At 75.3% G+C, this 13,807-nt stretch carries 9 protein-coding genes; 6 read left to right on the forward strand and 3 right to left on the reverse strand.

Features of this window, described 5'->3' with window-relative positions:
• The 6 genes from BCD48_RS13345 to BCD48_RS13370 all read left to right on the forward strand — a co-directional run.
• Positions 1-1,097, forward strand: a 1,097-nt coding sequence (locus tag BCD48_RS13345; RefSeq protein WP_071048684.1) for a hypothetical protein, incomplete at its 5' end; no start/stop codon positions are given.
• The gene (locus tag BCD48_RS13350; RefSeq protein WP_071048685.1) at positions 1,094-3,517 is read left to right on the forward strand and encodes a serine/threonine-protein kinase; all 2,424 of its coding nucleotides are present in this window, start codon (positions 1,094-1,096) and stop codon (positions 3,515-3,517) included. The genes BCD48_RS13345 and BCD48_RS13350, both read left to right, overlap by 4 nt.
• Positions 3,517-5,070 carry a protein phosphatase 2C domain-containing protein gene (locus BCD48_RS53475; protein WP_241841697.1) on the forward strand — a complete coding sequence of 518 codons (1,554 nt, stop codon included), beginning with the start codon at positions 3,517-3,519 and terminating at the stop codon, positions 5,068-5,070. Before BCD48_RS13350 ends, BCD48_RS53475 begins: the two co-directional genes overlap by 1 nt.
• The gene (locus BCD48_RS13360) at positions 5,070-6,350 is read left to right on the forward strand and encodes a VWA domain-containing protein (protein ID WP_071048686.1); all 1,281 of its coding nucleotides are present in this window, start codon (positions 5,070-5,072) and stop codon (positions 6,348-6,350) included. The genes BCD48_RS53475 and BCD48_RS13360 overlap by 1 nt, the downstream gene beginning before the upstream one ends.
• Positions 6,347-7,324: an FHA domain-containing protein gene (locus BCD48_RS13365; RefSeq protein ID WP_241841698.1), complete on the forward strand. Its 978-nt coding sequence runs from the start codon at positions 6,347-6,349 to the stop codon at positions 7,322-7,324. Before BCD48_RS13360 ends, BCD48_RS13365 begins: the two co-directional genes overlap by 4 nt.
• A gap of 294 nt (positions 7,325-7,618) precedes the next feature.
• A complete protein-coding gene (locus BCD48_RS13370; RefSeq protein ID WP_071048687.1) occupies positions 7,619-9,082 on the forward strand; it encodes a catalase in 1,464 nt (487 codons plus the stop codon).
• Positions 9,083-9,379: 297 nt separating this feature from the next.
• Here BCD48_RS13370 and BCD48_RS13375 read toward each other — a convergent pair whose 3' ends face one another.
• From BCD48_RS13375 to BCD48_RS13385, 3 genes are all read right to left on the reverse strand, one after another.
• Positions 9,380-10,096 carry a hypothetical protein gene (locus BCD48_RS13375; protein WP_071048688.1) on the reverse strand — a complete coding sequence of 239 codons (717 nt, stop codon included), beginning with the start codon at positions 10,094-10,096 and terminating at the stop codon, positions 9,380-9,382.
• 187 nt (positions 10,097-10,283) lie between these two features.
• Complete coding sequence (locus BCD48_RS13380) at positions 10,284-12,212, reverse strand: high frequency lysogenization protein HflD (RefSeq protein ID WP_241841699.1); 1,929 nt, start codon at positions 12,210-12,212, stop codon at positions 10,284-10,286.
• Positions 12,209-13,567: a tetratricopeptide repeat protein gene (locus BCD48_RS13385; protein WP_071048702.1), complete on the reverse strand. Its 1,359-nt coding sequence runs from the start codon at positions 13,565-13,567 to the stop codon at positions 12,209-12,211. The genes BCD48_RS13380 and BCD48_RS13385 overlap by 4 nt, the downstream gene beginning before the upstream one ends.
• Positions 13,568-13,807 lie beyond the last annotated feature (240 nt).

A 13,807-nucleotide genomic window follows, 5' to 3' on the forward strand; every position in this document is an offset into this window, starting at 1 on the left:
CCAGCGCGGGCCCAGCCAGCGCGGGCCCAGCCAGCGCGGGCCCAGCCAGCGCGGGCCCAGCCAGCGCGGGCGCCCCCGCCGCCCACCCGCCGGCTGGTCCGGCCGCGGGCATCGCCGCCTACCCCGAGGACCTGCTGGACGGGACGAGCGAGGTCGTCGACGCGGTCCGGGCGGACGTGAACGCGGTCGTCGCCGCCTGGGCGGCGAGCGTCGGCCAGCTCTCGGCCGCCGAACGGCGGCTGGCCGAGCTCACCGTCGACGCCGCCCGGCTGGGCCTGGCCGACCTGCCGGAGCTCGCCGACGCCAGGGCGGCGGTGCGCGCGCACGGGTCGGCCGTCGCCGCCGACCCGCTGTCGGCCCAGGCGGCGGACCTCGCCGCCGCCGCGGCGGCGGTGGACGAGGCCGACGCGGTCCTCGGCGCGCTCGGGCGGGCCCGCGGCTCGCTCGCCGGGGACCTGCGCGCCGCCGAGGCGCTGCTGACCGAGATCCTCGCCGTCGCCGCCGAGGGCGAACGCCACGCGCGCAGGGCGGTCGAACGGGTCGCGGGCGCGCGGGCGGCGCTGGGGCGGCTGGACGAGGGCTGGCTGTCCGACCCACGCCGCGGGCTGCGCCCCTGGCTGGGCCGGCTGGCTGACGCGGCGGCCGGCGGCGACTGGCCGGGCGCGGCCCGCGGGCTGCTGGCCTGGCGCGGTACCGCCGAGGCGACGCTGCGGCGGGCCCGCGAGGTCGCCGAGGAGAACGCCACGCCGCTGCGGCGGCGCGACGAGCTGCGGGGGCTGCTCGGGGCGCTGCACGCGAAGGCCGCCGCCGACGGCAGCGCCGAGGACCCGGATCTCATCGCGCTGCACCGGCGGGCCCATGATGCGCTCTACATCGCTCCCAGCGATCTGGACCTCGCCGGCGAACTCGTCCACAGGTACGCGGCGGCGGTCACCGCCGGTCGCGCCAGTCTCGGCGGGGCCAGCGGGACCGGCGGGGTGCCGGCCCGGATGCCGCCCGCCGCGCCGCCGGCCCGCTCCGGCGGGCGAGCCGGGGGCACCGCGCACGACGACCGCGCGACGGGCAACGCCGCGTGGGACACGGAGGAGGCGGGATGACATCCAAGGGCATCCCCTGCCCGCAGAGCGACTGCCCGGGCGGCACGATCGACGCCGATGGCTACTGCGACACGTGCGGCACTCTCTACGTGCCACCGGCCGCGCCTGGCCAGGCGTCCACGCCCGGCCAGCCCAGCGCCAGGGGCCCGAACGGCTGCGTGGACCCCGCCTGTGACGGGCGCATCACCGACGACGGCTACTGCGACGTCTGCGGGACCCACGTGGGCTCGGCGGCCGGCGGTAGCCCCCAGCCCGGTGCCGGCAATGGCACCGGTGGGACCGGGAGCGCCACCGCCGGCGTCGGCGGTGGGACCGGAAGCGGAAGCGGAAGCGCCAGCGGGTCTGGAAGCAGCCGGTCCGGCCGCTCCCGCCGGTCGACGCGCACGACCGGGCCGCGCAGCCGGCTCGGCGCCGGTCTCGTCGAGGTGCCGGAGCTGCCCGCGCCCGACCCGACCTCGATGGTGCTCGTCGACCCGCAGATTCCCGAGAGCCGCCGGATCTGCCCCAACCCCGACTGCAGGCAACCGGTCGGGCGCGGCAGCGCCAAGCGGGCGGCCAGGCCCAAGGGGTTCTGCGGCAAGTGCCGGACGCCGTTCTCGTTCGTGCCCGCGCTCTCCAAGGGAGACCGGGCCGGCCAGTACGAGATCGAGGGCGCGATCGCGCACGGCGGCCAGGGCTGGATCTACCTGGCCCGCGACACCGGCGTCGACCAGACCTTCTGGGTCGTGCTCAAGGGCATGCTCGACGCGGGTGACGCCGACGCCTACGCCGCGGCCGTCGCCGAGCGCCGGTTCCTCGCCTCCGTCGACCACTCCGCGATCGTCAAGGTCTACACGTTCGTGGAGCACGCCGGCCACAGCTACATCGTCATGGAGTACGTCGGCGGGACGTCGCTGCGCGAGCTGCTCAAGCGCCGCCGCGACGCGGCCGGCGGCAACCCGGACCCCCTGCCGGTGGCCGAGGCGATCTCCTTCATCCTCGCGGTGCTGCCCGCGTTCGCCTACCTGCACCGCAGTGGCCTGGTGTTCTGCGACTTCAAGCCTGACAACGTCATGCTCGCCAGGGACGCGGTGAAGCTCATCGACCTCGGCGCCGTCCGCCGGCTCGACGCCGTCGGCGGGGCGATCTACGGCACACCCGGCTACCAGGGCCCGGAGGTGGCCAGGCAGGGGCCGTCGGTCGCCTCCGACCTGTACACGATCGGGCGGACGCTCGCGGCGCTGATCCTGAACTTCCGCGGCAACACCTCGACCTACCGGTACCGCCTCCCGCCGACCTCGGAGCACCCGCCGCTGGTCCGCTACGACTCGCTCTACCGGTTCCTGCGCAAGTCGACCGCGCCCCTGCCCGACGACCGGTTCACCAGCGCCGACGAGATGTACGACGAGCTGCTGGGCGTGCTGCGCGAGATCGTCGCCGCCGAGGGCGGCAAGCCGGTGCCGGCGCCGAGCCGGCTGTTCGCCGGCGACAGCCACCTCACGGGCGAGGACCTGGACGGCACCAGGGCCGGGCCGCCGTGGGCGGTGCTGCCGGCGCTGCGGGTCGACCCCGCCGACCAGGCGGCCAGCACCCTGGCGGCCCTGCCGGACAGCGACCCCGCCGCGCTCGCCCAGCTGCTCGCCGCGATCAGCCCCCAGACCGTCGAGGTGCGGCTGCGGCGGGCCCGCGCCCTGATGGAGGCGGGCGAGGCGGCCGAGGCCGGCCAGCTGCTCGACGAGGTCGCCGACGAGGACCTCTGGGAGTGGCGGGTCGAGTACTACCGCGGGCTGCTCGCGCTCACGGGCGGCGACGCGGCGGCGGCCAGAGGCGCCTTCGACCGGGTCTACTCCCAGGCGCCGGGCGAGCTCGCGCCCAAGCTCGCGCTCGCGCTCGCCGCCGAGGTCGACGGCGCCCTGGCGCACGCCGAAAGGATGTACGACATCGTCTCGCGCACCGACGACGGGTTCACCAGCGCGGCGTTCGGGCTCGCCAGGGTCCGCACCGCCCGGGGCGACCGGACGGGGGCCGTGGCGGCCTACCAGCGGGTCCCACCGTCCTCGGCGGCCCACCTGGACGCGCAGATCCGGCTGGCCCGGGTGCTCGGCACGGTGACGGCGGCGGGGACGCCCGGCCGGGACGACATCGCCGAGGCGTCCCGGGTGCTCGACCGGCTCGGCGCCGGCCAGGGGCTCCGGCTCGACGAGGTGCGGCGCGCGGCGCTCACCCGCGACCTGCTCGCCGCCGCGGTCGGCCTGGTCGCCTCGGGCGCGCTGGCGGACGCCGACGACATCCAGGTCGCGGGGGCCCGGCTGCGGGAGACCGACCTGCGGTTCGCCCTCGAGCGGGTCTACCGCGAGATGGCCAAGCAGGCGCCGAACGCCGCCATCCGGTATGAGCTGGTCGACCTCGCGAACAGCGTCCGTCCCAGGACGCTGATCTGATGGCGCCCGCCGGGCAGGCCAGCGCGCGGGAGCCGAGCGGCGCCGGCGACCACGCGGCCGGGGTCGTCACGCCGGCCGCGTCGGCCGAGGCCGCCCTCGCGGACGGGCCGGCCGCGGCCAGCCCGGTGAACGCGGCCGACGCGGTGGACATGGGCGGCGCGGTGGACGAGGGCGGCGCGGACGAGGGGACCGCGGCGGTGCGGCTCTGCCAGGCATGCCTGGCAGAGGCGGCCGACTCGGACGTCTACTGCGAGCAGTGCGGGGCGGTCCTCCCGGCGGCGGCCCCGCCTGGTGCGTCCGGCCAACCGGCGTCGGCCGTCCCGCCAGACCCCGCCAGCCCGCCAGACCCCGCCAGCCCGCCAGACCCCGCCAGCGCGCCGAAGCCGACCGCGGCGTCCGCACCGGGGTCGACAGCGCCGGGACCGAGGCCGTCGGCGCCGGGGCCGACGGCGCCGGGGGCGACCGCGCCGGGGGCGACCGCGCGGCCGGAGACCGCCGGCTCACGGGCCACGGTCGTACCGGAGACGTCGGACGCACGCGCGGAGGCGACTGGCGTGGAGCCGACCGTCTCGCTGGGCTCGACCGCCTCCCAGGGGTCGACGGTGTCGCTGGAGGCCCCGGCACCCGCCGCCGGGCCCAGGTTCGCCGGGCCGGGCGGGCTGTGCCCGGCGTGCGCCTCCGCGTCGGTCGACGACGACGGCTACTGCCTCAACTGCGGCCTGCGGCTGGGCTCGGCCCGCCCCGGCGACCACCTGGAGATGGACCTCGGCCGGCTCGCCGGCGTCAGCGACCGCGGGCTCGTCCACCGGGACAACGAGGACGCGATGGGCCTGCGCCTCGTCGCCTGGCCGGACCCCGCGACAGCGGACGGAACCGGGACGGCGGTCGTCGCCGTCGTCTGCGACGGCGTCTCCACCGTGCCCGGCTCGGGACCGGCCGCCGCCACCGCGGCCCAGACGGCGACGGCCACGCTCGCGGAGTGGCTCACCGCGGCGAGCCCCCACGCGCCCGCGGTGCCCGGCGGGCTGCACGTGGCGACGGAGCGGGCCCAGCGGGCCATGCCCGCCGCCGCGCCCGGCGACCCGGCGCCGTCGTGTACCTTCGCCGCGGCCGTCGTCACCGGTACCGACGTCACGGTCGGGTGGCTGGGCGACAGCCGGGTCTACCTGCTCGGCTCGGACGGCGGGGCGCTGCGGCTGACCGCCGACGACACGCTCGCCGCCGAGGCCGTGCGTGCCGGCCTCATCCCGCCTGAGGCCGCCGACACGGCCCCCGGCGCGCACACCATCACCCGCTGGCTCAGCCCCGACCGCGGGGAGGCACGGCCGCGGGTCGCCGTCGTACCGGTCACCGGCCCCGGGCGGGTCGTGGTCTGCACGGACGGGCTGTGGAACTACGCCTCCGGCGTCACGGAGCTGGCCGCGCACGTCGCGGCGCTGCCACCCGACGCGTCCGCGCTCGCGGTCGCCCGCCACCTGACCGCGGTCGCGCTACGCGCGGGCGGCCGCGACAACATCACCGTCGTCGTCATCGACATGCCGGGGAGAGGCTGATGCTCGTCTTCACCTCCGAGGTCAACCAGAACAAGTACCTGCCCGCGGGCGGGACGGATGTGCACGCGGTGGTCACGGTCACCGCAAAGAGCGGCGGGCAGGAGCAGGGCCAGGCCCGGTCCCAGCCGGGCGGGCGGACGGCGGCGGAGGTGATCCTGCTGGACTGCTCCGGGTCCATGGGCGGCAACAAGATCATCGAAGCGCGCCGGGCCGCGAGGGCCGCGATCGACACGCTGAGCGACGGGGTGCTGTTCGCGGTCGTGCAGGGCGAGCACTTCGCCAAGAAGATCTTCCCGGAACGGGACAGCCTGGCCGTCGCCTCCGCCGCCACCCGAGAGGCGGCCAAGACGGCGGTGAGCCGGATGCAGGCGGGCGGCGGGACCGCGATCGGCGAGTGGCTGCTGCTCGCCCGCGAGCTGATGCTGACCAGGCCGGACGCGATCCACCACGCGATCCTGCTCACCGACGGCCAGAACGGCCAGACCGAGGCGGAGCTCGACCGGGCGCTGAACCAGTGCGAGGGAGTGTTCCAGTGCGACTGCCGCGGCGTCGGCGCGGACTGGGAGGTGGCCCAGCTGCGGCGGATCGCCAAGCGGCTGCTCGGCGACGTCGGCCTCATCCGCAAGCCAAACGAGATGGCCGACGACTTCCGTGCCATCGTCGAGGCGGCCCTCGGCCGCGGGATCGACAAGGTGGCGCTGCGGGTCTGGACGCCGCGGGGCGCCGACGTGCTGTTCCTGCGGCAGGTGCTCCCGGACGTGACGGACCTGACCGGCGGCGCCGTCGCGGTGGACGCGTTGACCAGGGACTACCCGACGGGCGCGTGGGGCGAGGAAAAGCGTGTGTACCACCTGGGTATCAAGATCCTCCCCGGCCCGGTCGGCGTCGAGAAGCTGTCGGCCCGGGTGCGTCTGGTCGTCGACGGCGAGCCGCTCGCGGAGGCGAAGGTGCTCGCCGCCTGGACCGACGACGTCGAGCTGAGCACGCGGATCGACGGCACGGTCGCGCACTACACCGGACAGGCCGAGCTCGCCGACGCTATACAGAAGGGTCTCGAGGCCCGCAACGAAGGCGACGGGGAGACCGCCGCGACGCTGCTCGGGCAGGCGGCCCGGCTCGCCACCAGGGCACGGGACACCGCCAGGCTGGCGCTGCTGGAGAAGGTGGTCGAGATCGAGGACGCCGCGACGGGCAAGGTGAAGCTGCGCGCGAACGTGGACAAGCTGGACGAGATGGATCTCGACGCCCAGTCGACGAAGACGGTCCCAGCGCCGCGGTGAGCGTCCGCTGCCCGCTGGGCCACCTTTCGGGCACCGACGACTGGTGCGACGAGTGCGGTGCCCGGATCGAGGCCGCGGCCGACGCGACCGGTGCGGGCGGCGCGGGCGGCGCGGGCGGCGCGGGCGGCGCCGCGCAGGTGGCGACCGCGCCGATGCCGGCCGACGGCACCGCCGCTCCGTCGGCGCGGCCACCGCTCGGCTGGGTCACCGGTCCGTGGCCGGTGACCCAGCCGCCGGCCGACGAGCACCTCTCGGGCGCGGCCGGGCAGCCGAGCCCCCACCTGGGCGGCGTTCCGCGAGCCGGCGCCTCCCCCGCCGGCCCACCTCCGGCCGCCGCGACGCCCACGGGGGCTGTGGGACCCGCCGGGCGGGAGGCGGTATGTCCGCTGTGCGAGACGCCGCGCGAGCCCGGCCAGCGCTACTGCGAGGAGTGCGCCTATGACTTCCTCACCCGGACCGTGCCCGCGGAACGGGAGCGCCCGGCACCGCCCCTGACCACCCAGCCGACTCCCCCGCCGGCACCGCCCCCCACGCCCTCCACCCCACCCCGCGCGCCGTCACGCCCGGAGCCGCCCGTCGGCGCCCCGGCCGCGTGGCTGGCCGAGGTCGTTCCCGACCGGGCCTACTTCGATCGCGGCGACGACGGCTCGGCGCCGTTCCCGACCGACACGCCACCCCGGCTCGTCGCGTTGCTGGGCGGCCGGACCCTGATCGGGCGGCGCAGCCGGTCTCGCGGGATCTTCCCGGAGATCGACCTGTCGCTGCCCCCGGAGGACATCGGCGTCTCCCGCGCGCATGCCCTGCTCGAGCACCCTCCGGGCGGGCCGCTCACCGTCATCGACCTCGGTTCCGCGAACGGCACCTGGCTCGGGGACGACCTGCGCCGGGTGGAGCGCGGCGTCGCGGTCGAGCTCGCCGACGGTGCGCGCATCTACCTCGGTTCCTGGACTCGGATCACGCTGCGCGCCCGCTGACCCGGCCGGCCCGCCGGCCGGGCCAGGCCGTGCGCCGTGGCGACGGCGAGGACGCGCCAAAACCGGTCCCGGGCGGCCAAAACGGCCAGAGCGGGATCGAGGGCCCTATCACCACCGGCGTTTGCAAGGGGCGACGACGGGTACGCGGACTCAACGTCCGACCCGCATCAGCGGCCTGTCGGCAACGGGCAATCCTCGATACCGGCAAGCTCGCGCGGGCGTGAGGCCGGCGGCGTCCCGGCACCACGAACATTTCGGGCAGTGGCGTCCCGACATACGCAAAGGAGCGCGCGCGTGACCACACAGGAACGTCACTGGACGACGACCGACGCCGGCGCGCCGGCCCCCAGCGACGAGCACTCGCTGTCCGTCGGAACGGATGGTCCCCTCCTGCTGCAGGACCACTACCTGATCGAGCAGATGGCGAACTTCAACCGGGAGCGCATCCCGGAGCGCCAGCCGCACGCCAAGGGTGGTGGCGCGTTCGGCACCTTCGAGGTCACACGGGACGTGAGCGCCTACACCCGGGCGGCGATTTTCCAGCCCGGCGCCAGGACGGAGGCCATCGCGCGGTTCTCCACGGTGGCCGGAGAGCGCGGCAGCCCGGACACCTGGCGCGACCCGCGCGGCTTCGCGCTGAAGTTCTACACGACCGAGGGCAATTTTGACCTCGTCTGCAACAACACGCCGGTGTTCTTCGTGCGCGACCCGATGAAGTTCCAGCACTTCATCCGCTCGCAGAAGCGGCGGGCCGACAACAACATGCGCGACAACGACATGCAGTGGGATTTCTGGACACTGTCCCCCGAATCCGCCCACCAGGTCACCTGGCTGATGGGCGACCGCGGCATCCCGAAGACGTGGCGCTACATGAACGGCTACTCGAGCCACACCTACATGTGGATCAACGCCGCCGGTGAGAAGTTCTGGGTGAAGTACCACTTCAAGACCGACCAGGGCGTCGACTTCCTCACCCAGAAGGAGGCCGACCAGCTCGCCGGGTCGGACGGCGACTACCACCAGCGCGACCTGTACGAGTCGATCAAGGCCGGGAACTTCCCGAGCTGGACCCTGAAGATGCAGATCATGCCGTTCGAGGAGGCCAAGACCTACCGGTTCAACCCCTTCGACCTGACCAAGGTGTGGCCGCACGGCGACTACCCGCTGCACGAGGTCGGCCGGCTGACGCTCAACCGCAACGTCACCGACTACCACACCGAGATCGAGCAGCTCGCGTTCGAGCCGAACAACCTCGTCCCCGGCACGGGCCTCTCGCCGGACAAGATGCTGCTCGCCCGCGGGTTCAGCTACTCCGACGCCCACCGGGCGCGCCTCGGCGTCAACTACAAGCAGATCCCGGTGAACGCCCCGCACGTGCCCGTCCACAGCTACGCCAAGGAAGGCGCGATGCGCATCCAGAACGCCGCCGACCCGGTGTACGCGCCGAACTCCTACGGCGGCCCGAAGGCCGACCCGGCGCTGGCCGGCGGCGACGGCCTCTGGTACTCCGACGGCGACATGGTGCGCACCGCTTACACCCTGCGCGAGGATGACGACGACTGGGGCCAGGCCGGCACGATGGTCCGCGACGTCCTGGACGACGCGGCCCGGGAGCGCCTGGTCAACAACATCGTCGGCCACCTGCTCAAGGCCGTGAGCGAGCCGGTCCTCGTCCGTGCCTTCGAGTACTGGCGCAACGTCGACAAGAACCTCGGCGACGCCGTCGAGGCCGGCGTCCGCTCCAGCCAGAACGCCTAGCCGAACAATCCGGGCCGCCCTTCCGGGAACGTTCCCCAAACGGTCTCTGGCCTGGTCACCACCGGTGGCCAGGCCAGAGCCGTGTCATGCCCCGGGCGGCCTGCCCCAGCGCCGCCACCCACGAACGGATTCCTTGCTGTACCGGGCCGTCAACGAGGACCCGGACCTCTCCGGTCTTACCGGACCGCTTCGCCCGCTCGTCGAGCGCGCGTTCCGCAAGAACCCGGCGGTGCGCCCGACTCCCCGCGCCCCGTCGGGCCCACGGCCACCGGTTGACCGCCGCCGCGCCGGTCTCGCTCAGCCCACCTCGGACGCGAGCCGCCGCGCGAGGTCCGGAATCCAGGGATGGCGGCCGGCGACATCCGTCACGAAGTCGTCGACGTCGTGTGCGCCCAGCACGAGCCGGCCGACCGCGGCGGCGAGCGCGTGGGGCCGAGCCCCGACGGATCCGCCGCGGGCCTCCCAGAGGTAGCCCGCACGCAGCGCCTGGTTGAGCTCCCGGTGGCGCCCCGCGTCCAGGATGGTCCGCAGGTCGTCGGCGAGCTGGGCACGCTCCCGGCGCAGGCGGTCCGCCAGCGTTGCACGCCGCTCGCGCCACTCGCCGGACCGCGCGCGGTGCTCCAGCTCGGACTCGATGTGCTGGACGGCGTGCCGGCCGATCAGGTTGTCGGGCAGCAGTCGGGCGAAGTACTGGACCTGCTCGTCGACCGATGCCTCCCGCAGACTGTCGTCGCGGTCGACCCGGCTACCCGCCCAGCGGACCAGCGAGCCGATCTTGTCGGCGCCCCGGCGGTCCCACACCATCTGTGTGATGTCCCGACGACGGATTACCTCACGAAAGTCGGCGTTGCCGTCGTCGTGTTCCGCGTTACCACGGACGACCACCATAAGGTTCCGCTCACGGGCGCGCTGGCGCTGATGAATCCGGCGCCGTTCCTGCCGGGCGGACCGGCGCGCGGTCGAGGGCAGCACGGACTCGGCCATATCCTTCGTCTTCTCGCCGTGGTTGCGCACGACGCACACTCCTCCTGGCCGCCAGCGCCGGGCACCGTATGGCCCGACTGGCCAACTGGCGGCTATCTCATTCGCTTCGTCATGGCTTCACCTCCTCCATGCGAGCACTCCAGAATTTCACCGGATAAGCCTGCCGTCCGCAACGCAATTTCCCGGGGAAACCGCGCTGTCGGGCACCGTCGCGCGGTCAGGCTGGCGGGGCCATGCCCGCGCGCAGCATGAGCAGCGCCCCGACGCCGATGACCATCACAGCACTCACCACCGGCCCCGCGGCCAAGGCGGACGCGGCGAGCCGCGGCGCTCTGCGCCGCAGCCGGAGCAGCAGCGGGCGCAGCGACCGGTCGAGCAGGTACCCGACGCCGACGAGGGTGGCGGCCATGCCGAGGCCGTAGGCGATGACCAGCAGGACCCCGAACGACGCCCGCCCGACGCTGATCGCGCCCAGCAGCACCACGACCGCCGATGGCGTCGGCACCATGCCGCCGGCGAGGCCGGTCAGCAGCAGCGACCGAAGGCGCGGCGGGGTCCCGTCGGCCGCCAGCAGCGGCGCGTGGCTGTGCCACCGGCCACCGTGCCGATGACGGTGAGCCTCACCGCCGCGCGCGCGGTCATGGCCGGCGTGGCCGCCGCCAGGTACCTGGTCGTGGGCGTGGTCACCCTCGTGCCCATGACCGTGACCGTGGTCGTCGGCGTGATCGTGGTTCCCGTCCGCATGGCCGCCACCGTGGTCGTCGCCGTGCGCATGGGCACGGCCGTACGCGTGATCATGGTGGTGATGCCCATGCCCATGGTCGTGCGTATGGTCGTCGGCGTGATCGTGCTGGCCGTACGGATGGCCGCCGTCGTGGTCCGCGCCGTGCGTATGGGCATGGCCATGCGCGTGATCACGGTGGTGATGTCCATGGCTGTGGCCATGCGTGTGGTCATCGCCGCGGTGGTCGGGGCCTAGCAGGCCCGCCAGTCGGGGGGCGCCGCGGCCGAGCCTGGATCGCAGCAGGCCGAGGCCAAGGCCGATCATGAGCAGGCCGCTGGCGGCGCCGAGCCACGGGTAGAGGCGTTCGGGCGCAAGACCTGCCGACGCGGACAGCGTCACGGCCAGCACGAACACCCCGAGGGTGTGGGTCAGCGTGACGGCGCCCGCCATTCCCGCGAGCTGCCTGCCGGTCGCCCGCCGCCCGACGATCATGGCCGCCATCAGGGTCTTGCCGTGGCCGGGCGCGAACGCGTGCGCCGCGCCGAGGCCGAGCGCCACGACGAGGGCGAGGGCGGCGGCGCCGAGGGTCAGCGCCGAGTCCGGGCCGACGAGTCCGGTGAACCGAGCGGTCAGCCCGCCGTTCCCGGGCCGGGAGACGGACTGGCCGCCGCTGGACGCTTCGCCCACCGTGCCGGCGGCGCCATCGTCCGCGACCTCCGGGAACGCGTCGGCGGCCACCGGGCCGCCGGGCCGGGCACGCAGCGACGCCCGCGTGACGTCGGACCGGCCGGCGAGCGGGTCGGTCGGGTAGGCGGTGAGCAGCGCGCTCGAGGACCGGTCCGGGACATCGCTGCGGACAAGCGTGGCCGCGTCGCCGACCGCGATCGTCTCCCGCCAGCCAGACCGGTCGGTGTAGGCGCGCAGCGCGTACACGACGTCGGTGCCGCCCGCGTCCAGCAGCCCCGGCGTGATGGCGGTGCCGTACCGGCAGACAAGCCGCATCGTGGACAGGCCACCCTGGCCCGGTGGGAAGGTGACCGCTCCCCCGGTGGGGGCCAGCTGGGTCGGTGTGCCGGCCACGGCCACCCGAAGGTCGCCGGCGACTCTGGCGCACTCCCGGTCCCGCCACGCCGCCGGCCCGGCCTCGTCCACGTCGGGCCGCAGCTGGGTCGCCGGGATCTCGGCGAAGTCGACGACCACGTCGACCCGGACCCGGTCCGGCGCCACCCGCAGCACGCTCGCGGTGTTCACGGTGAAGCTGCCGAGGGGGTGGGCGGAGGCGGCGCCGGCCGCGAGCGCCAGGAAGAAGGTCACCAGGCAGACGAGCACGGCCGGACGGCGCAGGCGACGACGGGAGCGCCACCGCGACCGCGGGGCGTCGGTCCGCACCGAGCCGGCGGCGGGCAGCGGGCGGGCGGTCATCGGTCGCCGCCCGTCGGGCGCTGGCCGTCGAGGGAGGCGAGCAGAGCGACGGCCCGCGGCGCGTGCAGCGGGGAGAAGTGCGGGTCGAGGCCAAGCGCGGCCCGCAGGTCGCCGGCGGCGGCGTCACGCTGGCCGAGGGCCGCCTCGATGACGCCGAGGTGGTAACGGAACAGTGCCCGTGGCGTGCCGAGCGCGACGGCGGCGCGCGCGTAGGCGAGCGCCTCGTCGTCGCGGCCGAGCCGGTGCAGCGCCCAGGCGTGCGCGTCGTCGACGAACACGCCGGCGCGACGCGGCTGGGCGGGGGTGAGCGCCGCGAGCGCCGCGGCCGGGTCGCCGTGGTCGGCCTCGAACAACGCGAGCTCCACGTCGACGTCGACGCCCTGCGCGCGGAACAGGGCCGCGGTCGCCCGGGCGAGCGTGTACTGCTGCTGGGCTTCGGGCAGCCGGTCGAGCGACTCGAGCAGCTCGCCGTACTCGATGACCAGCGCCGGTTGCGGCGAGCGGCCGACGGCCGTCCGGTAGTCGGCGAGCGCCGCGCCGGTCTGCCCGCGAGCGGCGGCGACGCGCGCCCGGCCCGCGAGCAGCGGGGCCGACGCCGGGTCGGCGGCCAGGCCTCGGCGGTAGGCGTCGTCGGCACCGGCCAGGTCGCCGGTGCCGCGGGCGAGCTCACCGAGCTGCAGCCAGGCGAAGGCGGCGTCGGCCGGTGAGGTGGCGTCGGCCAGCACCCGCCGCAGCGTCTCCCTGGCCGGTTCGACCTCGCCGCGCAGCTCGAAGGTGTAGGACGCCCTGGCCAGCGACGAGACGTCCGGGCGAAGGTCGACCATCCGCTGCACCGCCTGCCAGGCCTCGGGGTAGCGGCCCAGCTCGATGAGCGCGTCGGCGCGCACGCCCTGGGCGGGTGCGCTGAACTCGTTGACGGCGATCGCGGCGTCGGCGAGCCGCAGCGCCGCCGGGAAGTCGTGCCGGGCGGCGGCCAGCGACGCCTGCCCGGCAAGTGCCAGGTCGTTGCCGTCGGGGTGGACCCGCAGCGACCTGGCAAAGGCGTTCTCGGCCCGCGGGTAGGAGGTCGGATCCCCGGTGATCCTCGCCTGCGCGACGTAGGCCGCGCCGAGCGCCGCCCAGCCCGGCCAGTCTCCGGGCAGGGCACGCAGCCGCGTGGTCAGCGTGTCGATCTGGCGGCCGACCTGGGCCACCGGACCGGCGCCCTGCCCGCCGGCGGCGCTCTCGCTGGCGGCCGGCCGGCCGCCGGCCCCGGTCGGGCCCACGCCCACCAGCGCCGCGACGGTCGCCGTCGCGGCCAGCACAGCCACTGTGAGCATGGCGCCGAGTGCGGCGCGGCTCGCTCGTCGTCTCATCGTTCGCCCCTTGACGTCCGCCGCGGTGGCCACCGGGCGCGAGTCGGCCCGGCCGGCCAACCGACGGTCCTCGACGATCTGCCGCCTTCTCTTCGAGGCCGCCAGGGACTCGGACCGGTCACTTGACGTGTCAGGTACGCGACAGGGCGCGTCCGCGGGCGTGCACCCATCCGCGCAGAGGCCGGCCCCGAACAGCTCGTGCGAGGCCGGCGACGGGCCGGCCCGCGCGACCCTCCGAGG

It is taken from the genome of Pseudofrankia coriaricola, assembly GCF_001854805.1.
In the GTDB taxonomy this organism is placed as follows: Bacteria; Actinomycetota; Actinomycetes; order Frankiales; family Frankiaceae; genus Pseudofrankia.

Excerpts from the sequence above, each read along its gene's own strand:
- BCD48_RS53475 (WP_241841697.1), top strand. The coding sequence starts at position 3,517 with ATGGCGCCCGCCGGGCAGGCCAGCGCGCGGGAGCCGAGCGGCGCCGGC.
- BCD48_RS13380 (WP_241841699.1), bottom strand. The coding sequence starts at position 12,212 with ATGACCGCCCGCCCGCTGCCCGCCGCCGGCTCGGTGCGGACCGACGCC.
- BCD48_RS13385 (WP_071048702.1), bottom strand. The coding sequence starts at position 13,567 with ATGAGACGACGAGCGAGCCGCGCCGCACTCGGCGCCATGCTCACAGTG.
- BCD48_RS13360 (WP_071048686.1), top strand. The coding sequence starts at position 5,070 with ATGCTCGTCTTCACCTCCGAGGTCAACCAGAACAAGTACCTGCCCGCG.
- BCD48_RS13350 (WP_071048685.1), top strand. The coding sequence starts at position 1,094 with ATGACATCCAAGGGCATCCCCTGCCCGCAGAGCGACTGCCCGGGCGGC.